17 protein-coding genes and 1 pseudogene are annotated in these 21,213 nt (G+C 64.5%); 7 read left to right on the forward strand and 11 right to left on the reverse strand.

What is annotated here, in order from left to right:
- Positions 1–53: 53 nt before the first annotated feature.
- Positions 54–641: a YceI family protein gene (locus tag CUJ90_RS27610; RefSeq protein WP_412534841.1), complete on the reverse strand. Its 588-nt coding sequence runs from the start codon at positions 639–641 to the stop codon at positions 54–56.
- Between the two features lie 73 nt (positions 642–714).
- Positions 715–1,269 (reverse strand): cytochrome b, encoded by a 555-nt coding sequence (locus tag CUJ90_RS27615; RefSeq protein ID WP_083081121.1) that lies wholly within the window; start codon positions 1,267–1,269, stop codon positions 715–717.
- A 301-nt stretch (positions 1,270–1,570) separates the two neighbouring features.
- Here CUJ90_RS27615 and CUJ90_RS27620 point away from each other — a divergent pair, with 301 nt between their 5' ends.
- Both CUJ90_RS27620 and CUJ90_RS27625 read left to right on the forward strand, forming a co-directional pair.
- Complete coding sequence (locus CUJ90_RS27620) at positions 1,571–2,587, forward strand: sensor domain-containing diguanylate cyclase (protein WP_083081119.1); 1,017 nt, start codon at positions 1,571–1,573, stop codon at positions 2,585–2,587.
- Positions 2,588–2,676: 89 nt separating this feature from the next.
- Entirely contained in the window at positions 2,677–3,927 is a 1,251-nt protein-coding gene (locus tag CUJ90_RS27625) for an arsenic transporter (RefSeq protein ID WP_083081117.1), read from the forward strand.
- Positions 3,928–4,112: 185 nt separating this feature from the next.
- On the opposite strand, the gene CUJ90_RS27630 is transcribed toward CUJ90_RS27625, so the two are convergent.
- Both CUJ90_RS27630 and CUJ90_RS27635 read right to left on the reverse strand, forming a co-directional pair.
- The gene (locus CUJ90_RS27630) at positions 4,113–4,361 is read right to left on the reverse strand and encodes a hypothetical protein (RefSeq protein WP_083081115.1); all 249 of its coding nucleotides are present in this window, start codon (positions 4,359–4,361) and stop codon (positions 4,113–4,115) included.
- Positions 4,362–4,479: 118 nt separating this feature from the next.
- Entirely contained in the window at positions 4,480–4,713 is a 234-nt protein-coding gene (locus CUJ90_RS27635) for a DUF2934 domain-containing protein (RefSeq protein WP_073427367.1), read from the reverse strand.
- 512 nt (positions 4,714–5,225) lie between these two features.
- Between CUJ90_RS27635 and CUJ90_RS33670 the strand changes: the two are divergent.
- Positions 5,226–5,415, forward strand: a pseudogene (locus CUJ90_RS33670) (ATP-binding protein); the annotation flags it as partial.
- 34 nt (positions 5,416–5,449) lie between these two features.
- Here the strand turns inward: CUJ90_RS33670 and CUJ90_RS27645 are convergent.
- From CUJ90_RS27645 to CUJ90_RS27665, 3 genes are all read right to left on the reverse strand, one after another.
- Positions 5,450–5,713: a hypothetical protein gene (locus CUJ90_RS27645; protein ID WP_073427368.1), complete on the reverse strand. Its 264-nt coding sequence runs from the start codon at positions 5,711–5,713 to the stop codon at positions 5,450–5,452.
- 258 nt (positions 5,714–5,971) lie between these two features.
- On the reverse strand, positions 5,972–8,617 hold the full coding sequence (locus CUJ90_RS27655) for a hybrid sensor histidine kinase/response regulator (protein WP_114164279.1): 2,646 nt from the start codon (positions 8,615–8,617) through the stop codon (positions 5,972–5,974).
- 519 nt (positions 8,618–9,136) lie between these two features.
- Positions 9,137–9,877 (reverse strand): hypothetical protein, encoded by a 741-nt coding sequence (locus tag CUJ90_RS27665; RefSeq protein ID WP_114164280.1) that lies wholly within the window; start codon positions 9,875–9,877, stop codon positions 9,137–9,139.
- Positions 9,878–10,413: 536 nt separating this feature from the next.
- Here CUJ90_RS27665 and CUJ90_RS27670 point away from each other — a divergent pair.
- The 4 genes from CUJ90_RS27670 (at position 10,414) to CUJ90_RS27685 (ending at position 18,094) form a co-directional block, all read left to right on the forward strand.
- Positions 10,414–12,744, forward strand: a complete 2,331-nt coding sequence (locus tag CUJ90_RS27670) for a bifunctional diguanylate cyclase/phosphodiesterase (RefSeq protein WP_114164281.1) — start codon at positions 10,414–10,416, stop codon at positions 12,742–12,744.
- A 364-nt stretch (positions 12,745–13,108) separates the two neighbouring features.
- A complete protein-coding gene (locus CUJ90_RS27675; RefSeq protein WP_073427375.1) occupies positions 13,109–14,404 on the forward strand; it encodes an MFS transporter in 1,296 nt (431 codons plus the stop codon).
- A gap of 19 nt (positions 14,405–14,423) precedes the next feature.
- Positions 14,424–16,847 carry a glycoside hydrolase family 31 protein gene (locus CUJ90_RS27680; protein WP_083081107.1) on the forward strand — a complete coding sequence of 808 codons (2,424 nt, stop codon included), beginning with the start codon at positions 14,424–14,426 and terminating at the stop codon, positions 16,845–16,847.
- A 59-nt stretch (positions 16,848–16,906) separates the two neighbouring features.
- Positions 16,907–18,094 carry a porin gene (locus CUJ90_RS27685; protein ID WP_073427377.1) on the forward strand — a complete coding sequence of 396 codons (1,188 nt, stop codon included), beginning with the start codon at positions 16,907–16,909 and terminating at the stop codon, positions 18,092–18,094.
- Between the two features lie 125 nt (positions 18,095–18,219).
- Here the strand turns inward: CUJ90_RS27685 and hpaI are convergent, their stop codons facing one another.
- Genes hpaI through hpaD form a run of 4 tightly spaced genes read right to left on the reverse strand, consistent with a single transcriptional unit; the run spans position 18,220 to position 21,158 of the window.
- Positions 18,220–19,023, reverse strand: a complete 804-nt coding sequence (gene hpaI, locus CUJ90_RS27690) for a 4-hydroxy-2-oxoheptanedioate aldolase (RefSeq protein WP_083082926.1) — start codon at positions 19,021–19,023, stop codon at positions 18,220–18,222.
- 10 nt (positions 19,024–19,033) lie between these two features.
- Complete coding sequence (gene hpaH / locus CUJ90_RS27695; RefSeq protein WP_114164282.1) at positions 19,034–19,837, reverse strand: 2-oxo-hept-4-ene-1,7-dioate hydratase; 804 nt, start codon at positions 19,835–19,837, stop codon at positions 19,034–19,036.
- A gap of 41 nt (positions 19,838–19,878) precedes the next feature.
- Positions 19,879–20,277 carry a 5-carboxymethyl-2-hydroxymuconate Delta-isomerase gene (locus tag CUJ90_RS27700; protein WP_083081104.1) on the reverse strand — a complete coding sequence of 133 codons (399 nt, stop codon included), beginning with the start codon at positions 20,275–20,277 and terminating at the stop codon, positions 19,879–19,881.
- Positions 20,278–20,294: 17 nt separating this feature from the next.
- Positions 20,295–21,158: a 3,4-dihydroxyphenylacetate 2,3-dioxygenase gene (hpaD, locus tag CUJ90_RS27705; protein ID WP_114164283.1), complete on the reverse strand. Its 864-nt coding sequence runs from the start codon at positions 21,156–21,158 to the stop codon at positions 20,295–20,297.
- Between the last annotated feature and the right edge of the window lie 55 nt (positions 21,159–21,213).

Consider the following 21,213-nt stretch of genomic DNA (forward strand, 5'->3'; position numbering starts at 1 on the left):
TTCTCCGGGTTTCGGGAAGTACGGCGATGCTTCGGGTTTGATTCGGGTTGGAATTACTTCTTCGAGGCGACGATGTGAAACTTGATGACGACTTCGTCCGCGACCACCGACGTGTCTTTCCATTCGCCGGTGCCCACGTCGAACTGCGTGCGCCTGATCGGCAACGCGCCGTCGAAGGTCTGCGTGGCGCCCTGGCTCGCGATGGTGACCGGCACCACCACGGTTTGCGACTTGCCCTTGATGGTGAGCTTGCCGGTGATCTTGTACTGGTTGCCGCCGGCCGGCGCGATGGCGCTGGAAACGAAGGTCGCGGCCGGATAGGCGGCGCTGTCGAACCATTCCTTGCCTTGGGCCTGCTTGTTGTAGTCGTCGGCGCCGAGGTCGTAGCTGCCGGTGTCGATCGACACGTTGGCGCTGCCGGCGGTCGGCTTGGCCGGATCGAAATTCAGTTGCGCGGAGAACTTCCTGAACTTGCCGTCGACCGGCACGTTCATCTGCTTCGTCGTTGCAATCACGCTGCTTTTGCTGGTGTCGACGTCGGCATGCGCGAGGCTCGCGCCGAAAAGGGAAAGGCCGGCGATGACCGCGACTGCCGGGCGCAAGAATGGGCGAGAGAAGTTGGTTTTCATGGTGGTACGCATCCTATCGAACCCGCGTGCGTTGATTGCACACCGTCGGGAATTAAATTGCCAACAGGCCGTGGCCAATCGCCTGTTACCTGATAAACGGAATCATGCGGGCGAGCAAGCCGTCGCGATCGACGAACTGATGCTTGAGCGCCGCGAGAACATGCACGGCGACGAGCGCGAGCAACGTGTAATTGAGCAGCACATGCACCGTGCGCAGCGTTGCCTTCAGCGCCTGGTCCGGGCCGATGAAGGTGGGCAGCGGCACGATGCCGAGGTACACCACCTGAATGCCGGCGGCGGAACTGTAGAAGTAGCCGGAGAGCGGAATCGCCAGCATCAGCAGGTAGAGCACGCCGTGCACGAGATGGGCCGCGGCCTTCTGCCAGGCGGGCGTGGCGCTGTCGAGCGCCGGCGCGCGATGCGTGGCGCGCCATAGCACGCGGGCGACGGCGAGCATGAAGACGGTCACGCCGATCCACTTGTGCCACGAGAAGTACTTCAGCTTGGTGGGCGTGAAGCCGGGGATATCGGTCATGATCCAGCCGAGATAAAAGCCGCAGACGATCAATACCGCGATCAGCCAGTGCAACGCAACGGCGGGTCCGTTGTAACGGACGGGATCGGAAGAAAGCGATTTCATTCGTTGATGCTCATGGTCGTAAAGTCGCGAGTGAATGCGGATAGTAGGGATGTCAACGAAAACTGAATAGGCGGGCGGAGGGGAACAGATCGTTGTAGCCGTGACGCTAATACGGATGAATCGAGCGGTGCGGCGGCCCGGAACCGGCCGGGCGACCGGGCACTGTGTTAATTTGCCGGCTAAATGACATCAGCGTGACATCAGCGTGATACCAGCGTGCCATCAGCGTGCCATCAGCGCGCCACGTCAGGCACCGCACAAGCACAAGCACCACGACAGCCCCCATGAGGAGTTTCAAGCCATGAACAGCACCGACGAAAACAGCGCCGCGCCAGGCCCGGACTTTCTGCGGCACGACACGGCGCCGGCCACGGCTGCCGTGGAAGGCTATCTGGAACACGATGCGGCGGTCTACCGGACCTTGCTCGAATCGACCAAGGCGATTCCGTGGAAGATCGATTGGGCGACGATGCAGTTCGCCTATATCGGTCCGCAGATCGAAGCCTTGCTGGGCTGGACGCCCGCGAGCTGGAAGACCGTGCAGGACTGGGCCGCGCGCATGCATCCCGACGATCGCGACAAGGTAGTGAATTTCTGCGTCGCGCAATCGAAGGCGGGCACCGATCACGAAGCGGACTATCGCGCGCTGACCAGCAAGGGCGAATACGTGTGGTTGCGCGACGTCGTGCACGTGGTGCGCGACGCGCGCGGCGAGGTCGAGTCGCTGGTCGGCTTCATGTTCGACATCAGCGAGCGCAAGAAGACCGAGGAGAAACTCGCCGAGTTGCAACGGGAGCTGGAAGCGCTGTCGTTCCAGGACGGTCTGACCGGCGTGGGCAACCGCCGCCAGTTCGACGCCGTCCTGCACCGCGAATGGAGCGCGGCCAAGCATCATGGCGCGCCGCTGTCGCTGGTCATGGTCGACGTCGATTTCTTCAAGTCCTACAACGACTATTACGGACACGTGCAAGGCGACGCGTGCCTGAAGCGGATCGCCGCCGTCTTGAGCGCGGCGGTGCGGCCGGGGGATTTTGTCGGCCGCTTCGGCGGGGAAGAGTTCGTGCTGGTGTTGCCGAACACCGGCGCCGAGGCCGCGCGGCAGGTGGCCGAGCGCTGCCGCGACCGGATCTCGGCCGCGGACATCGCGCACGAGCGCTCGCCCTTCCGGCAAACCGTCACCGCGAGCTTCGGCGTCGGAACCATGATTCCGTCTGAAGCGGCCGATCCGATTGCCTTCGTCAACCTGGTGGATTCGCAGTTGTATCTCGCCAAGGACAACGGGCGCGACTGCATCGCGGCGGTGAACCGGGTCGGGTAGCGGCGAAGCCAGGGGGCCCGGATCGCGGGTCATGCCGCGCAGCCACGCCGCGCTCGCGCGCCAGTCAACAAGAATTCAGGACCTGTGTCGTGACCGCTATTTTTCTCTCGTGGGGTATCGCCGCCGCCGCCACGGCTGGCGTCATCGCCCGGCCGTTCAAATGGCCCGAGGCCGTGTGGGCCGTCGCCGGCGCGCTGCTGCTGGTGTCGCTCGGGCTGTTGCCCGCTCATCTGGCGATGGAGGCGGTCGGCAAGGGCGCCGACGTCTACCTGTTCCTGTTCGGCATGATGCTGCTGTCGGAAGTCGGCCGCCGCGAGGGGCTGTTCGACTGGGTCGCCGTGCTCGCGGTCAACCATGCGCAAGGCTCGCCGCGTAAGCTGTTCCTGCTGGTCTATCTGGTCGGCGTGGTCATCACCGCCTTCCTTTCGAACGACGCCACGGCGGTCGTCCTCACCCCCGCCGTGTTCGCCGCCGCGAAAAAGGCGAAGACGGATCCGCTGCCCTTGCTGTTCGTCTGCGCGTTCATCGCCAACGCGGCCAGCTTCGTGCTGCCGATCTCGAATCCGGCCAACATCGTGCTGTACGGCAATCACACGCCCGCGCTCGGCGCCTGGCTGATGCGCTTCACGCTGCCCTCGCTGTTGTCGATCGCCGCGACTTACGCGCTGTTGCGCTGGACTCAGCGCAAGGCGCTTGCCGGCATCTGCGAGACGAATCTCGAACCGCTCGAATTGTCGTCGAGCGGGCGTGTCGCGCTGGCGGGCATCGCGGTGACGGCCGCCGTGCTGCTGACGGTCTCCGCGTTCGACGTGCCGCTCGGCTTGCCCACCGCGATCCTCGGCGCGCTGACGGCGCTGGTCGTGCTGATTCAGGAGCGCAAGTCGCCGCTGCCGATGATCCGCGAAATCTCGTGGAGCGTGCTGCCGCTCGTCGCGGCCTTGTTCGTGCTGGTCGAGATGCTCGATCACACCGGCGTCATCGCGATGCTGGCCGCGCTCACGCAGCAGGGTGCGCTGCATAACGAAGTGACGACAGCGGGTTGGGCCGGCGCCGCGATCGCGTTCGGCAGCAATCTGATGAACAACCTGCCGGCGGGACTGATCGCCAGTTCGACGGTGATGCAGGCGCACAGTCCCGAGCGCGTGATCGACGCGCTGCTGATCGGCGTCGATCTCGGCCCGAACCTGTCGATCACCGGCTCGCTCGCGACGATCCTCTGGCTCAACGCGATCCGCCGCGAAGGCGAGGACGTGAGCTTCATGAAGTTTTTGAAAGTGGGCGCGGTGGTGATGGCGCCGGCGCTCGTGCTGGCGCTGGCCGCGCGCATCCTGATGGGTTGAGCGGCTGGCGGGGCGCGCGGCGGTTCATGGGTGAGCGCCGCGCGCCGGGCAGCCCGGCGATTTTGCGTTTCCGCGATTCCGCGTTTCCGCGTTTCCGCGATTCAGCGATTCAGCGATTCCGCGTTTCCGCGTTTCCGCGTTTCCGCGATCGCCGCCCACGCGTTGCGCGAGGGCGGCGCCATGCGTCATGAGCGCGTGCCCGCGGTACGCAACACGGGCTCGGCGCGGACGGTTTGCGCCGCCGACTTCTCGATCGCGCGCAGCGTCGCCTCTAGCCGTGCAACGCGGGCGCGTTGCGTGGGCATCAGCGACGACTGGTCAAACATGCGCAGGCGATTGCGCCAGTAAGACAGCGGAATGCGGTCCTGCGCGGAAATAAGCCCAAATACGTGTTCGAGATGGGCGATCTCCTGGTCGACGTTCTGATAGCTCATCTGGCGTTCCGGAAGAAGAGGTGGCTGGACAATGCGGCAAGCGGTGCGTCGTCGTGCCGACGCCGCCGCTTCGCGCGCTTGTCCGTCACGGTGAAGGCGCGGCCATCGACAGGCTCGCTTACGAGCGCGCCCGCTGGCCGCCCTCCTGGGCATCCTCTGGCAGCGGATCGGCGGTGCGCCGCTTGGCCGACTGATCCACGGGCGGCGGCGCACTTTCGCCGAGCTGTCCCTCGGCTTCCAGCTGACGCAGCGCTTTCTCCCAGTATTCGTCCGCCTTGCCTTCGGGCGACGCATCCTGTTCCCACAACTCGTAGGCCCGCGTGCGGATTCGTGCTTCGAGGTCCTGGTCCATCGTTTCGGCTCCCTTGGTGCTGGCTGGATTGCTGGGTTGCGGGCGCGTAAGCCCGCGGTCGGGCGCGCATATCGGACGTGGTCGAACCGTGGACATGCCCGCCGGTATGAGGATTCAGCAAGGAGCGTTCCGCGGTTCGCGGGTCGCGCGCGGGTTGACGTGCCTTGTTGATCCGCGATTTCCCCCGAGATTTGGCCTTGACCCGTTGCGCCCCGCCACTGGCGCGTCGCGGCATTCTTCAGCACAAGGGAAATCCACCGGGCGTGTTGCCCGGCGGCTTGCTCTATGCTGCTGCAACGGCTTTTGCGGCATCCGTCACGCCGGGACCGCAGAGCGCCCAGCGCGCCATGACATAGGCGACACGATTCCGGAATGGCCTTCGGGCAGCGCATCCATAAGAACCCGGCCTGTCATCGAACGGATCGCGGGACAAGCAGGCGACGCTCGACGGCTCGATCCAGGAAGTCAGTCATGAAAAAGTTGCTCGCCATCGTGGTTCTTTCGGCAGAGGACCGGAGCAACTGAAGGCGCCGTTTCAGCGCGGGCGCAATGCTCGCGCGCATGGCGGCGGAACGGGGCTGGGACTGGCGATCGTCGAGCGGATCGCGCGGCTGCATGGCGGCGGCTGCCGTTTCATCCGCGCGCGGGCGGAGGGCTGGAATGTGGGTGGCGTTGCCGCGGTTATCCGGCGAGGCCGCTTGAGAAAGCGGCGCCGGTTACGCGTTGGCCGTGCCGCTCAGCTTCGGTCCAGCCACGCATCCAGGCCCACGCGGAAAGCCACGCCCGCGATCACCGGCACGGTCAGCATGAGGATGATGCCGAAGTTCGGGATCGGGTCGCCGTAGGTGATCGGACCATACAGCACGACGCCCGCGACGACCGCGAAGACCAGCACGCCGACGACAACCATCAGCAGATTGCGCGCCACGATGGAGAGGGACTTGCGCTTTGCCTTGCCCGTGGTGCTGGCAGTGGGGGCGTCGTCGTGTTGGGCGGGCATGATGGTTCTCGTGACAGGGAAGATACGGCCGCAAGTCCGGCGAAAGCGGTGGTGATGAGCAATGGCGAAAACGCCGCCAAAAGCGACGGCGATCAGCAATGGCGATCAGCAATGGCAAGAGCGCAACGCCGGAACGAACGGTGGTCCCGGCGCGCGACCGGCATCATACCAGGGCGCGCCGGCTTCTAACACTTTATACCGCGCCGCGCGCGATCGAGACGACATCGCGGCGACCTCGCGGCGACATCGGCAAGACCGCTAGGACGCCGCCGCCGTATGATCGAGCCACTCCGCGAGTTCGCGCCGCAACTGCATGATGTCGACCGGTTTGCCGAGCAGACGCGCGCCGGGGATCGTGTCGCCGATCTCCGCGCTGTCGCCATACCCCGACACCAGCAGCACGCGAATCTCCGGCTGCTCGCGCAGCACGGCACGCGCGAGGTTGTCGCCGGACATGCCGGGCAGCGTGAGATCGGTGAACAGCACCTCGTAGCGTTGCGTGGGCAGAAGCGTCAGCGCTTCTTCCGCGCTCGCGACGGCGGTGCAGTGGAGACCGAGCGCGGCGAGCAGCTCGCGAAGCGAGTCGCGCGAGTCCGCGTCGTCCTCCACCAGCAGCACGCGAGCCGTGTGCCCCGTGGAACGGGCAGCGCGCGTCGAGGCGCCAGCCGGCGCGACCGCACGCCGATGCGTGTCCACCTTGGGTTGCTTGCCGCAGCCGTACACGGCGGGCGGCACGCAGGCGGCGATCTGACCATCCGCGACGCTGGCCGCGGCGGCCGCGCCGGCCACGCCCGCGCGCAACACGTGGCGCACCTTGCGGGCGAGGTCGTCGCGCCGGTAGGGTTTGGACAGCAGCGTGATGCCGGCGTCGAGCTTGCCGTGATGAACGATTTCGTCGCGCGTGTAGCCGGAGGTGAACAGCGTCGGCACCGGCGGCTTGCGCGCGGCGGCGCGCTGCGCCAGTTCCACGCTTTTCACGATGCCCGGCATGACCACGTCGGTGAACAGCAGATCGATCGGCACGTCGCTCTCGATGAACTCGATCGCCGCGTCGCCGCTCGACGCGGTCAGCACTTTATAGCCGAGTTGCGCGAGCATTTCGACGGCGGTGAGACGCACGTCGGCATCGTCCTCGACCACCAGAATCGTTTCGCCGCCGCCGGCCGGCGCCGTCGTTTGATCGACGGTTTCGACTGTTTCGGGCTCGCGGCAGCGCGGGAAAAACAGCGAGACGGTGGTGCCGCTTCCCACCTCGCTCTCGATCACCGTGTGCCCGCCGCTTTGTCTGACGAAGCCGAACACCATGCTCAGGCCGAGGCCGGTGCCGTGGCCGTCGGGCTTGGTCGTGAAGAACGGTTCGAACACGCGTTGCAGCACGTCGGGCGACATGCCGGCGCCTGTATCGGTTACCGAAAACACCACGTATTCGCCCGGCGAGAGATCCGGCTTGTCGCGGCAAAACGCGGGGTCCAGCACGCGATTCGCGGCGCGCACGGTGAGCGTGCCGTCCGCCTGCATCGCGTCGCGCGCGTTGATCGCGAGATTCAGCAGCGCATTCTCCAGCTGATTGCGGTCGGCCTGCACGTGCCACAGATCGTCGCTCAACACCGTTTCGATCTTGACGGTCTCGCCGAGCGCGCGGTGCAGCATTTCGCTCATGCCGGCGAGCAGCCGGCGCGGGTTCAGCACGGTAGGCGAGAGCGGCTGGCGACGCGCGAAGGCGAGCAGATGCGCGGCCAGTTTCGCGCCGCGTTTCACCGCTTCGGTCGCGGCGGACAAGCGGCGCTGCGTGGCCGGATTGTCGCCGGCATCGGCGGCGAGCATCTGCAGATTGCCGTTGATCACTTGCAGCACGTTGTTGAAGTCATGCGCGACGCCGCCCGTGAGGCTGCCGATCGCTTCCATCTTCTGCGCCTGGCGCAACTGGTCCTCGGCCAGCGCGCGCGCCGCGACTTCATCGGCGACGCGCTGTTCGAGCGTTTCCGTCAACTGACGCAGCGACTGTTCGGCGATCTTGCGCTCGTGAACGTCGATCAGCACGCCGGGAAAACGCGTGGGTTGGCCGTGCTCGTCGAACTGGCACTGGCCGTTCGCCTGCACCCACATGTACTCGCCATCGGGCCGGCGAATCCGGTACTCGGCGCGAAACGGCTCGCCCGTGCGGATCGCCTCGATGGTGAGGCGATCGTTGAGCGGCTGGTCGTCGGGATGGATCACCTGCGTGGCGGACCCGCGTTCGACGCCCTGCACGGCTTCCTCGACGGAAAACGAAAAGGTGCGCGCGAAACGTTCGTCGCCGGTGACTTTGCCCGTGCGCACGTCGAGCACCCAGGTGCCGAGCACGGCGCCGGTGTTGAGCGCGAGTTGCAGCCGCTCGTTGGTCTCGTGCAGTTCGGCCTCGGCGCGTTGCCGCCAGCGTTCGGTGAGCACCCGCGCGGTGGTTTCGACCACCACCGCCAGCACGCCGGCCGGCGCGCCGCTGTCGTCGGCGACCGGGCTGTAGTAGAGGTCCATCCAGACGTCTTCGGGGTTGCCGTCGCGCAGCAGCACGAGTTCCTTGTCGCGATACGACAGCGTGCCGCCCGCGAGACAGGTGCTCATGACATGACGATTGAACTCGGCGACCTCGGGCCAGCCGATTTCGACCGGACAGCCGAGCAGATAGGGATGCCGCCCGCCCGCGAAGACCGCGTAGGCGTCGTTGTAGATCATGTAGCCCGGCTTGCCCCACAGCAGGACGAGCGGAACGGGCGAGGCGAGCAGCAGTTGAACGGTGGCGGTCAGACTGCGCGGCCAGTGTTCGATCGCGCCGAGGCCGGTGGCGGCCCAGTCGAATGCGCTGATGCGCTGCGCCATCTCCCCTCGCCAGCCGGGGCAACCGTGGTCTTGTGCCGGAAAGGGCATGCTGCGCTCCACAGAGGTCACGTCGATGAGAGGCCCGCTCCACCGCTGCGCATCATGCGTTCGACTTCCCAGCGGAAGCGGGGCGAATCTTCCGCCGTGGGCAGCGGGCCGGCGCGACGCTGCCGGCAGCGTCAATTGTAGGCCACAACGCCCGGCTCGTGACGCGCCCGGCCTGTGTGCCGGGGGGTGAGTCGAGGATTGAATCGATGGAGCGTGCGAAGAACGTTGTCGCGAGTTTTAGCGGCGCTTTCGTGGAGTTCGTGAACTCGCTGACGGCATCTTCAATTGCACGTCGCCGCTCATCACTTCGATGGACACCGTGAATGCTTCGATCAACGCGCCGCGTTTCAACTGCCGGTGGTGGACTCGATGGCGAAAGGCATTGAGGCGAGGATATTGAACAGCGGCTTGCAGATGCGACTCGCCGCGTTATACGCGCCACGTGATGCCGCTACCGTCGAGGCAGCGCGCCGGAAAGCGGCATCACGTGATCGCATGGTGTGAGCCAGCGCCGCCGATTCAATGCACGAGGCGCGGAATCCTGATCTGGCCAATCTGCTCCACTTCTCCGAGCCCATTGATCACGCACGCCTGACCGAGCAGCACGTCGTAGTTCAGCCCCGCGCCCCTGAGTTGTTGCGCACTGAGCCCGCCGCTCGTATGGCCGATATAGACCCAGTATTGCAGCGGCTGACTGCCGACGTCGATCTCGCCCGCGTTGAGAATGATGCCCACGTGTTTCTCGGCCCGATAGTGGTCGGGCCGGGCGTTCTTGTCGTCGTCGGCTTTCCATTCCTCGATGAAGCTGTCGTAGCGGCTCGCGCGCAAGGAGACGAAATCGTAAGCGAGCGCGTCGTTGAAGACGCCTTCGAGAAAGGCCCGGCGCGCTCCGTCGGCGCCCATCGCCTTGCACATCGCGCCGAGCAGGTCGCTGTTCAGATTGGCCGCCGCGCGATTGAAATGCTCCGGCAATCCCACGACGTACCAACTGGCGCTTCGTTCCGACTCGTGCATGGCGGGCATGCCGAACTCCATCCGCATACCGCGTTCATCCCAGCCGAGGAAGACGCGCATCAGGCATTCGATGTCGTTGGAGAAAAGCCATTCGCCCGGTTGGGTTCGAGATTCCCCCGGATCGTCTCCCGCGCAACTGATTGCGAAGCGCGGACGCCCGATTTCGTTGACGTATTCCTCGAATTGCTTCCCGCACGGAAGAACGGCCCTAAAAACCTTGGTGACTTGCAGGGGGGGCTTCATCATTTTAATACCTCCTGACTGGATGTCCTTGGCAGACGAGAAACGAAAATACTCCAAATTATTTACGACAGGAAGAGGGTATCGGTAATAAAAAACGTTCTATGGAATGGCATCTTTTATTGTGCGGTGCGATTAAAAAATTCAGATTGAAATTCACTCATTGTCATGCTCTTATGTTTGGCTTGGTTATCGCAAGACAGGGGATTTTATTGAGATAGTCTATAGAATGAATGGAGAATCCATTTCAAAGGGAAAAAGTAAAACCAAGCAATGGAATTGGTGCGTACAGGGCTATGAAGATTATTGGCCGGATTGGGCTTGAATTTTTTCATTCGATGGCATAAAGACTTTCGCGACCGAATTGTTGAATCGGCCCCGCGCATGCATGCGACTACTTCGGGCAAAGCGGCGTTTTTAACAATCTCGCCAGTCGTTGCCGGAACCTGCCGGTTCTTTTTTGCGTGAAGGCATAAATATTGGTCATACGATTGCCGATATACAGTGGCAGAGTGACCTGGACCCACCTGATATTCATCAATATGCCTTTTACCTCAACGCAGAAACCGCCCGATTCAGGCTTGCGCGAACGCTTTCACCGGCGATCGCTGGAGCACCAGCGTCCGCTTTCGACCGTGACGATGGCCTTCACGGTTGTCGCGTTCCTCTGCTTCGTGGCGGCGCGCGACCTCGTCGACGGTCCGGCCGTGCCGCTGGCCTACCGGCTGACGTGCGCGCCGGTGCTCGCGCTGCTGGTGCTGGCGATCCCGCGCGCAAAGTCGACGTGGTTGTTCGGCACCGTCGGCGTCGCGTATTCACTGGTGCTGACGGCGGGCATTGCGCTCAATATCGTCGGGGTCCAGCAGCCGCTGTTATGGGCGCTGCCCGCGATGGTGGTGATACCCATCTGCGCCGCGCCTTTGTGGCTCACGCCAACGCATTACTTCGTCGGCAGCGCGCTGTTCTATGTCGCCGCGTTCGCCTTGCTGTCCGGCGAGCCGCGCACGCACGACCTCGACGTGGTCGCGTGGATGTGGATCGCGGCCATCGGCATGCCGACGTCGGCCGTGTATCACTTCGGCTTTTACCGGTTCCGGCGCAATCACTTCTTGCTCGAGAGCCAGCTCGCGCAACTCGCCGCGACCGATCCGCTCACCGGTTTGCAAAACCGCCGCTCGTTCGTCAAGCAGGCCGAGCGTCGCCTCGACAATTCGCAGCCGGGCGCGCGGGTTAGCGCGATCTTTCTGGACATCGACAACTTCAAATCGCTGAATGACCGTTTCGGCCATGCGGCCGGCGACCAGGTGCTGTACCAGGTCGCCCAGGCGCTGATGGAGGAAACCGCCGCCGAAGACAGCGTGAGCCGGGTCGGCGGCGAGGAGTTCGCGGTGCTGCTGCAGGACGGTCTCACGGGCGCGCTCCAGACGGCCGAGCGGCTGCGCGGCGCGATTGCCGCGATCGAGCGGCCGGACGGCTATCTGACCGCGAGCTTCGGCGTGGCTGAACATCGCAGCGGCGAGACCATCATGGCGCTGCTCGATCGCGCCGACGAAGCCTTGCTGCGCGCCAAGCACTCCGGCAGAAACCGCGTGTGCGCCGAACGCGCGCCGCCGTTCGAGCCGTTGCAACTGCTTGCCGGCGAGGCATCCGCGCAAGGCGGCGCGGCGGCGCGCTACCGGTGGGAGGATTACTATCTCGCGTCGCATTTTCAGCCGCTCTATAGCTTGTCGCATCAGAAGCAGGTGGGCTTCGAGGCGTTGCTGCGCGGCGAGCAGGACGACGGCACGCTGGTCCCGCCGATGGTGCTGTTCGCACCGAGACCGTCCAGCGACGAAGGCGCGCTCGACCGCGCGAGTCACGCGGTGCATCTCGCCCACGCGCGCACCCGATTGCCCGCCGAGGCGTGGCTCTTCCTCAACATCCTGCCGGCCACGTTCGTCGCGGATGGCTACGCCGACAAGCTCGCGGCAATGGTGTGCGCGGTCGGCCTAGAACCGGAACGGGTGATTCTCGAGATTCTCGAGTCGCACGGCGGCAGCGTCGACGATATGTCGCGGGCGGCGGCCTTGTATCGTGCGCACGGCTTCCTGATCGCCGTCGACGATTTCGGCGCGGGTCAATCGAATCTCGACCGTCTGTTCCGTATCCGGCCGGACCTCGTCAAGCTCGACGGCGAACTGATTCGCGCGACGGGACACGGCATCGAGCAGCCGATCCTGCCGAAGCTCGTGTCGCTGCTGCATCATGCCGGGATGCTGGTGGTGGTCGAGGGCGTGGAGACCACCGAGGAACTGATTCTCGCGGTGGAGTCGAACGTCGATTTCGCGCAAGGCTACCTGCTCGGCCGGCCGGCCGCGGAGATCGCGCCGCCGGAGTCGGTGCGCCGGCGCATCGACGACGCGTTCAACGTGATCGCGCAGGGGCGGGCGCATCAGCATGCGTTGTTCGAGTCGGAGGTCGAGCCTTACCGGTCCGCGTTGCGCCTCGCCGCCGACGCGTTGCTGCGCGGCGTCGCGATGGAGGAGGCGTTTGCGTCGCTCGCCACGTTCGAGCGTTGCGTGAGCTGTTTCATTCTCGACGATGCCGGCCGGCAGATCGGGCGCGAACTGCCGGGGCCGGCGTGGCGTAGCGAGGTCGCTTCGCTGCATCCGGTGGCCAATCCTCGCGATGCCCGGTGGGATCATCGGCCTTACTTTCGGAATGCGGTTCTGTTGCCCGGCGTTGCCGTGGCGAGCAACCCGTATCTTTCCCTCGCGAGCGGCAGGCCGTGTATCGCGGTGACGCTGGCGGTGCAGTTCGCCGCCGGGCGCTCCGTCATTGGGGTGGAACTGGATTGGTCGGCGCTCGGCTTGCCCTGGCCCGCCAGCGACTGAGCCGTCCGCTGCTTCGTTCTACCGGCTGCTTCAAGTCCCCGCGTCCCGACTTCCTCCCGCTTTTCTGCTGTTCCCTTCCACCACGCTCGTCAATGATCACGCCTTTGTTCGAATGAACATGCGCGTGCGGCTGACATTAACGTAAGTCGTCAGATGACATAGGCAGAATGCCCGCTCTCATGCGGCATTACGCGCTGAAATCCGCATGTTTCGTTCGAAAAACATGGTTTACCCGAGTATCAACGATCGAACAAATTGATATGATGTCCGACCATAAAAGGACAAAAATTGTTCGTTTGCGAACAAGGACATCACTGCCGGCGCGCTGCGCGCTGCTTGGCACCGAGACAAATGGAGGAGCATCTTGCGAAAAATCGTCGGTCTACGCTGGTGGATCATCGCGCTGGTTTGCCTCGGCACGATCGTCAACTACCTGTCGCGCAACGCGCTCGGCGTGATGGCGCCGCAGTTAATGACGCTGCTGCACATGGACACCAAACAGTACTCGTATGTCGTCGGCGCGTTCCAGGTCGGCTACACGATCATGCAGCCGGTGTGCGGTTTGATCATCGACCTGATCGGTCTGCGGCTCGGCTTCGCGCTGTTCGCGTGTCTGTGGTCGCTGGTCGGCTGTCTGCATGGCTTCGCGACCGGCTGGGTGTCGCTGGCGGCGCTGCGCGGCCTGATGGGGCTATCGGAAGCGGTCGCCATTCCCGCGGGCATGAAAGTGGTGGCCGAGTGGTTTCCGAATCGCGAGCGCTCGGTGGCGGTCGGCTACTTCAATGCGGGCACGTCGCTGGGTTCGTTGTTCGCACCGCCGCTCGTCGTGTTCCTCTCGTTGCGCTACGGCTGGCAGAGCGCTTTCGCCGTGACGGGTGCGTTGGGTTTCGTGTGGGCGGCGGTCTGGTTCGCGCTGTATCGCTCGCCAGCCGACCATCCGCGCATTTCGCCGAAAGAACGCGACAAGATTCTCGACGGCCAGTCGCCGGTTGCGTTGTCGGGCGAGGGCGGGCATCGCGTGCGCAAGGTGCTCGGCACGCGGCGTTTCTGGGCCATCGCGCAGGCGCGTTTCTTCGCCGAGCCGGCATGGCAGACCTTCAGTTTCTGGATTCCGCTCTATCTCGCCACCGAGCGCCACATGGATCTGAAGCACATCGCCATGTTCGCGTGGCTGCCGTTTCTCGCCGCCGACCTGGGCGGCCTGTTCGGCGGCTATCTCTCACCGTTCCTGATGAAACGGTTCCGCATGCCGATGATCGCCTCGCGCATCGCCGGCGTGGTGCTCGGCGCGTTCATGATGCTCGGGCCGGCCTGCATCGGACTCGTGGCGTCGCCGTATGAGGCGATCGCGCTCTTCTGCGTCGGCGGCTTCGCGCACCAGATGATCTCGGCGCTCGTCAACACGCTCGCCGCCGACGTGTTCGAACCCGGCGAGGTCGGCACGGCGAGCGGCTTCGCCGGCATGGCGGCGTGGATCGGCGGCCTCGGCTTTTCGCTGCTGGTCGGCCAGCTCGCCGGCTCGATCGGCTATACGCCGCTGTTCGCCGCCCTCGGCGCGTTCGACCTCATCGGCGCGACCTTGCTCATCGTCCTGATGCGCGGCGTGTCGCGCGACGCGCAGCCGCATCCCACCGATCAAAGCGCGAGCGCGTCCGCCTGACCTTGGATAAAGACACATCATGGCTTCGTTGAAAAATCGTCCGCATTTCTCGCTATCCGCTCGCACCGGCAACACGATCGTTCTGACGGCGGCGCACAACTGCCGGATCGAGCTGTTCGTGCTCGCCGACGACATCATCCGCGTGCTCGTCTTGCCCGATGGCGAACTGCATGGCCCGCGCTCGTGGGCGATCGCGCCTGGCATGGAGGACGTGCCGCTTGAAGGGCGCGAGCGGCGCGACCTGAGCGGCTTCGCCGCCACGCCGCACAGCGTGTCCGACAACGGGCGCAGTGTCGTGATCGAGACCGCTTGCATCCGCTTGACGGTGGCGCGCGACGGCGGCTTCTGCTCGTGGGCGATCCGGGACGGCGCGCAAGACGGCGCATGGCGCCACGTCATGAGCGATCGCAAGACCCAGGCGTACAACTTCGGCTGGTGGGATTCGCGCGTGTATCACTACGTCGAACGGCAGCGCGGCGAGATGTACGTGGGCCTCGGCGAACGGGCCGGCTCGCTCGATCGCGCGGGGCAGCGCTACGAGATGCGCAACATCGACGCGATGGGCTATAGCGCGCGCAGCACCGACCCCCTGTACAAGCACATTCCCTTTTACGTGACGTGGCAGCCGGAAACGGCGACCGGCTTCGGCCTGTTCTACGACACGCTGGCCGATTGCCGTTTCGACATGGGCCGCGAGCTCGATAACTATCACGGGCACTACCGGCATTTCGTCGCGGAACACGGCGACCTGGATTACTACTTCATCGCGTCGGCGGGCACGCCGTTGCATGCGGTGCGCCGCTTCACGTGGCTCACCGGCCGCCCGGCATGGATGCCCAAATGGGGCCTCGGCTATTCCGGTTCGACGATGAGCTACACCGACGCGCCCGATGCGCAGCACCGCATGGCCGAATTCATCGACGAATGCAAGGCGCACGACGTGCTGTGCGATTCGTTTCATCTGTCGTCGGGCTATACGTCGATTGGCGCGAAGCGTTATGTGTTCAACTGGAACCGCGAGAAGTTTCCCGACATCGACGGCTTCGTCCGAAGCTATCTCGACGAAGGCGTGCGCCTGTGCGCGAACGTCAAGCCTTGCTTGCTGCAAGATCATCCCGCGTTCGAGGAGGCGGCGCGCGCCGGTCTGCTGATCGAGTCGCGCGACGGCGAGCCGGCGTGGGTGCAGTTCTGGGACGAAGTCGGCGCCTATCTGGACTTCACGAATCCGGCCACGCTCGACTGGTGGAAGGCGCGCGTGACGGACAGCCTGTTGCGTCACGGCGTGGCCGCCACGTGGAACGACAACAACGAGTTCGAAATCTGGACGCCTGACGCGATTGCGCAGGGTTTCGGCGAACCGTTTCCGGCGTGGCAGGCAAAGGTTTTGCAAACGCAACTGATGATGCGCGCGTCACGCGACGCCCAACGCGAATATGCGCCCGGGCGCCGGCCCTTTCTCGTTTCGCGCGCGGGCGGCGTCGGCATGCATCGCTATGTGCAGACATGGTCGGGCGACAACTACACGTCGTGGGAAACGCTGCGCTACAACCTGAAGATGGGCCTCGGTCTCGCGATGTCGGGCGTGTCGAACAGCGGGCATGACATCGGCGGTTTTTCCGGCCCCGCGCCGGAGCCGGAACTGTTCGCACGCTGGGTCGCGTTCGGCATCTTCCTGCCGCGCTTCAGCATTCATTCGTGGAACGACGACGGCACCGTCAACGAACCGTGGATACATCCCGAACTCACGCCGCGAATCGCCGCGCTGATCAAGCTGCGCTACCGGCTGATTCCCTACCTGTACGAACTGCTGTGGCAATCGCATGCGGCATACGAGCCGGTGCTGCGTCCGATGTTCGCGGAGTTTCCGCACGATCCGCGCTGCTACGTCGACGGCGACGACATGATGCTCGGCGCTTCGCTGCTCGTCGCGCCCGTGGTGGAAGCGGGGCAGAGCACGCGCGACGTGTATCTGCCGGCCGGCGCGCGCTGGGCGTCGTACTGGAGCGGCGAGGTGTTCGAAGGCGGCCAGTCGGTCAGCTTGCCCGCGCCGTTCGAGCAGCCGGTGATGCTCCTGCGCGAGGGCGGCGTGATTCCGCTGAACGTCGCGGAACAGCACTTCGGGCGCCCTGCCGATACGCGTACGTTCATTGCCTTGCCGTTCGCGAGCGTCGGAACGGCATGCGGCGCTTGCGTGGAAGACGACGGCGAGAGCGAGGCATGGCGCAACGGCGAGCAAGGGCGTTGGCGCGTCACGATCGATAGCGACACCGACGCGCTGCGCGTCTCGATAGCGCGCGAAGGCCACCTGCCGCGCGCGCAAACGGAGGTCCAGGTACTGGTGCCCGCAAGCGAGACGCGCGCGGCTACCTGCGCGAGTGGAGCACTCATCGCCGACGAGACGGCAGGCGGTTGGCGTCATCTGACGGTGCGACTGCACGGCTGAGAGCGCAGGCATCAACGGCCTTGCTCGAACACACACATACATACGGAGACTCACCAGCAATGAACCAGATGAAGCGCATCGGCGCCCGTGTTTTCACCCTGTCATGCGTGCCGTTCGCGAGCATGGCGCTATCGACCCAGGCGGCGGCGCAAAGCAGCGTGACGTTGTACGGCGTTGTCGATAACGCGTTCGCCTACGTGAGCAACCAGCGTGGCCATTCGAACTTTTATATGAGCCAGGGCAATCTGCAGGCGAGCAAGTTCGGCCTGCTCGGCGCGGAAGACATCGGCGGCGGCACCAAGGCGATTTTCCGGCTGGAAAGCGGCTTCAATTCGCTCACTGGCGCGCAAAGCAGCGCGGGCCTCATCTTCAACCGGCAGGCTTACGCCGGCCTGAGCAACGACCGGTACGGCACGCTGACACTCGGCCGCCAGTACACGCCGTACTTCCAGATGGTCGGCGCGCTAGGACCGACGGGCGTGCTGACCGGCGCGACCGGCGCGCACCCCGGCGACCTCGATGCGCTCGATACCACGCTGCGCTTCAACAACTCGGTCACCTACACGTCGCCCACTATCGCGGGCCTCGCATTCAGCGCGCAATACGGCCTGGGCGGCGTGCCCGGCAGCGTCGCGAGCGGCAGCAATTTCAGCGCGGCGTTCCGCTACGACTACAAGCCGTTCGCCGTCGCCGTGGGCTACCTCAAGCTGCGCGACATCGCGACGAGCCAATCGTTGGGCAGCTTCGCGATCAATTCGCCGGTCAACAGCGGCTACGCGACTGCGCACAGCGCGCAACTCCTCGCGGCCGCGGCCCGCTATACGCACGACGACCTGATGGTCGGCGTGAACTACTCGAATGTGCAATATGCGCCGGGCTCCCGATCGCTGTTCGCAAGCGAGGCGGTGTTCAACACGTATGGTTTGATTTCGACGTATCGCTTCTCGCCGGCGGTGACCGTCGGCGCGGGCTATAGCTATACGCGCGCGAGCAAGGCGAACGGCGTGAGCGATCCGGCGCGCTATCACCAGATTTCGCTCGAACAGACCTACAACCTGACAACCCGCACCACGCTTTATGCAATCCAGGCGTATCAACTGGCGCGCGGCAAGTCGTTGATCGCGGCGGGCTCCACCGGAACCAGCATTGTCGACGCGGTGGCGGTGGTCGGCGATTCGCAGAACGCCACGCCTTCGTCGGGGCCGTCGCAGTTCGTCGGCATGGTGGGGTTGCGGCACGCGTTCTAGCCGCTTTTGCCGTTACTGGAGGCGGGGCTTTCGCTGAACGGCGACGGTATGCACGAAGGGCGGCGCGGAGTGCGCCGCCTGTTTAGCGCGGTGTACGGTTCGCTGTTTCCGGTTTGCGGGTTCGATCAATATCCGCCTCTCGCCGGCATCGCCGCTTCCGCGGTTTGCTTATACGACGCGGCCAGGTCCGCCGCCGCGCGGCTCAGCAAGCCGGTATCCGTGCCGACCGCCACGAACGTGGCGCCCGCCGCGAGATACTCAGCGGCAATCGCGGAATCGGGCGCCAATACGCCCGCCGCCTTGCCCGCGCTGCGTACCGTCTCGATGCCGTTGCAAATCGCTTCGCGCACGCGCGCGTCGCCCGGCTTGCCGAGCAAGCCCATCGACGCGCTCAAATCCGCTGGACCGAAAAACACGCCGTCGACCCCTTCCACGCCCGCGATTGCCGGCAGATTTTCCATGCCTTGCAGCGTTTCCACCTGCACCAGCACGCACAATTCCCGTGCCGCCGTGTTCAGATAATCCGGTATCCGGTTCCAACGCGATGCGCGCGCCAACGCACTGCCTACGCCGCGAATTCCTTGCGGCGGATAGCGTGTCGCCGCGACGGCATCGATTGCCTGGTCGGCGGTATCGATCATCGGCAGCAGCAAGGTCTGCGCGCCGATGTCGAGCAACTGTTTGATCAACGCGCTGTCGCTGCGCACCGGACGCACCACCGGATGCGACGCATACGCGGCGACCGCCTGCAATTGCGCCAGCGTGCTGCGTATGTCGTTCGGCGCATGCTCGTTGTCGATCAGCAGCCAGTCGAAACCGGCGGTGGCGAGCAACTCGGTGACGTAGGCGTCGGCGAGCGCGGCCCATAAACCGAACTGCGGCTTGCCTTCGATCAACGCGCGTTTGAAGGTGTTGTGCGGTAAAGACATGTCGGCCAACTCAAATGAAATTCAAACCGATGCCGCCCAATGGACCGTAGTCGACATGAAACGTGTCGCCGGCTCGCGCGGCAATCGGGCTCGTGAACGAGCCGCTCAGGATCACGTCGTTCGCGTTCAGCGCTTCGTCGTATCGGGCGATCTTGTTGGCGAGCCAGGCGACGCCGGTGGCGGGATGATTCAGCACCGCGGCCGCGAGACCGCTTTCCTCCACGGCGCCGTTCTTGTACAGCAGCGCGCCGACCCAGCGCAGATCGACGTCGAGCGGCCGCACGGGACGGCCGCCCAGAACGATGCCCGCATTGGCCGCGAAGTCCGAGATCGTGTCGTAGACCTTGCGCGGCGCTTTCGTTTCGCGGTCGAACTGTTCGATGCGCGCGTCGATGATCTCCACGGCGGGGCTGACGTAAGCCGTGGCGTCGAGCACGTCGAACAGCGTGACGCCGGGGCCCTTCAGCGGCTTGCTCAAGATGAACGCGAGTTCCACTTCCACGCGCGGCGCGATGAAGCGGTCCGCGCGAATGTCCTGGTCGCTTTCGATGAACATGCTGTCGAGCAGCGGCGCATAGTCGGGTTCGTCGATCTGCGACGAACGCTGCATGGCGCGCGACGTGAGGCCGATCTTGCGGCCCTTGATTACGTGACCCTCGGCCAGCTTGAGCTTGACCCATTCGTGCTGAATCGCGTAGCCGTCCTCGACGGTCATGTGCGGGTACGCGGCGGAGAAGTGGCGCAGTTGCGTGCGGGTTTTCTCGGCGTTATCGAGTTGCGCCGCAAGCTCGCGGATGGTCTGTTCGTCTAGCATGTTGAGGTCTCCATGAGCCGCTGCATCGGCTCGGCTGGGCGCTATGGCTTGAGCCGCGCGTGCAGATTGTTGTGCTTCCACGTGCCGGCTTCGCTGAATTCATTGAGTTCGAGCGATAACGCGAGGCCCCGTTGTTCGAAGTCGGCGGCGAAGTGCTGTTTGATCAACGCGAATAACGCGTCGCCGGTTGCTTTTTTAACGGCTTGCAAGCGGCCCGCGGCGATCTTCAGGTTCGCGTGCAGGAACGCGGCGTCGGGCCGGCCGTCGGCGATGCAGTACTGCTCGCAGCGCAACGCGCGCACGCGGATACCGCCGAGCGGATAAACATGCTGCTCATTCTCGCGCTGGGCGCCCAGGCAGTGAGCCAGCGTCTTGCATAATTCGCCGATGCTTTCCTCGCCGGCAAGATTGGCGCTGTATTCCAAGGTCAAATGCGGCACGTTGAACTCCTCAAAACTCAGACGGGCAGGGGCGTAACCGGAAAGATCGCGTTGATCTGGCCGGTGCCCGAACTGCCGAAATACGGCGTGACGACTTCCGCCTTGCCGTCGTAACGGTCCCAGCCGAGTGCGCCGAGCAGCATCGCGGTGTCGTGCATGCCGCCTTCGCCCCAGCATTTCTCGTTGTAGAGCGGCAGCATCTCGCAGAAGGTTTTCCAGTCGCCGGCTTCCCAGAGATCGACCACCTTGCGATCCATCAATTCGAGGAACGGGCTCCAGACCTTGTGCATGAATTGCTCGGCCGTGCCGTTGTCGGCGAAATGGTGGCTCAACGAACCGCTCGCCAGAATCGCCACGGTGCCGTCGTAACGCTCCTCGATCGCCTTGCGTACCGCGAGACCGAAACGCGCGCTAGTCGCGAGGTCGTGCCACATGCACCAGCCCGCCACCGAGACTGCCTTGAAGTGCTGGTCGCCATTCATATAGCGCATCGGCACCAGCGTGCCGTACTCCAGATCGAGCGTGGTCTCGCTGTGCGCGCGGCTTTTCACGCCGATTTCGTTGGCGACTTCCGCGATCAGATTGCCGAGTTCGACATTGCCGGGATACGCGTAGGCCATGTTCTTGATGAAGTGCGGCAATTCATTGCTCGTGTAGACGCCTTCGAACTTCGGTGCGCAATTGATGTGGTATTCGCTGTTCACCAGCCAGTGCACGTCGAATACGACGATCGTATCCACACCCAGTTCGCGGCAACGCCGGCCGATTTCATGATGACCGTCGATCGCGGCCTGGCGGCAACCTTTGTGCGGACCGTCGAGTTCGGAAAGATACAGCGACGGGACGTGAGTCACTTTTGCTGCCAACGCGAGTTTGCCCATCGCGGTCTCCTTCTTTGTGTGGCGCGAGGCGAGATGCGCTCGCGCGTCGAACAGC

The sequence above is a fragment of the Paraburkholderia terricola genome (assembly GCF_003330825.1).
Taxonomy (GTDB): Bacteria; Pseudomonadota; Gammaproteobacteria; order Burkholderiales; family Burkholderiaceae; genus Paraburkholderia; species Paraburkholderia terricola.

What these genes read in the sequence shown, in the direction of transcription:
- CUJ90_RS27610 (WP_412534841.1), bottom strand. Translation starts at nt 641, where the DNA reads ATGCGTACCACCATGAAAACCAACTTCTCTCGCCCATTCTTGCGCCCG.
- CUJ90_RS27615 (WP_083081121.1), bottom strand. Translation starts at nt 1,269, where the DNA reads ATGAAATCGCTTTCTTCCGATCCCGTCCGTTACAACGGACCCGCCGTT.
- CUJ90_RS27620 (WP_083081119.1), top strand. Translation starts at nt 1,571, where the DNA reads ATGAACAGCACCGACGAAAACAGCGCCGCGCCAGGCCCGGACTTTCTG.
- CUJ90_RS27630 (WP_083081115.1), bottom strand. Translation starts at nt 4,361, where the DNA reads ATGAGCTATCAGAACGTCGACCAGGAGATCGCCCATCTCGAACACGTA.
- CUJ90_RS27635 (WP_073427367.1), bottom strand. Translation starts at nt 4,713, where the DNA reads ATGGACCAGGACCTCGAAGCACGAATCCGCACGCGGGCCTACGAGTTG.
- CUJ90_RS27645 (WP_073427368.1), bottom strand. Translation starts at nt 5,713, where the DNA reads ATGCCCGCCCAACACGACGACGCCCCCACTGCCAGCACCACGGGCAAG.
- CUJ90_RS27655 (WP_114164279.1), bottom strand. Translation starts at nt 8,617, where the DNA reads ATGCCCTTTCCGGCACAAGACCACGGTTGCCCCGGCTGGCGAGGGGAG.
- CUJ90_RS27665 (WP_114164280.1), bottom strand. Translation starts at nt 9,877, where the DNA reads ATGATGAAGCCCCCCCTGCAAGTCACCAAGGTTTTTAGGGCCGTTCTT.
- CUJ90_RS27670 (WP_114164281.1), top strand. Translation starts at nt 10,414, where the DNA reads ATGCCTTTTACCTCAACGCAGAAACCGCCCGATTCAGGCTTGCGCGAA.
- CUJ90_RS27680 (WP_083081107.1), top strand. Translation starts at nt 14,424, where the DNA reads ATGGCTTCGTTGAAAAATCGTCCGCATTTCTCGCTATCCGCTCGCACC.
- CUJ90_RS27685 (WP_073427377.1), top strand. Translation starts at nt 16,907, where the DNA reads ATGAACCAGATGAAGCGCATCGGCGCCCGTGTTTTCACCCTGTCATGC.
- hpaI (WP_083082926.1), bottom strand. Translation starts at nt 19,023, where the DNA reads ATGTCTTTACCGCACAACACCTTCAAACGCGCGTTGATCGAAGGCAAG.
- hpaH (WP_114164282.1), bottom strand. Translation starts at nt 19,837, where the DNA reads ATGCTAGACGAACAGACCATCCGCGAGCTTGCGGCGCAACTCGATAAC.
- hpaD (WP_114164283.1), bottom strand. Translation starts at nt 21,158, where the DNA reads ATGGGCAAACTCGCGTTGGCAGCAAAAGTGACTCACGTCCCGTCGCTG.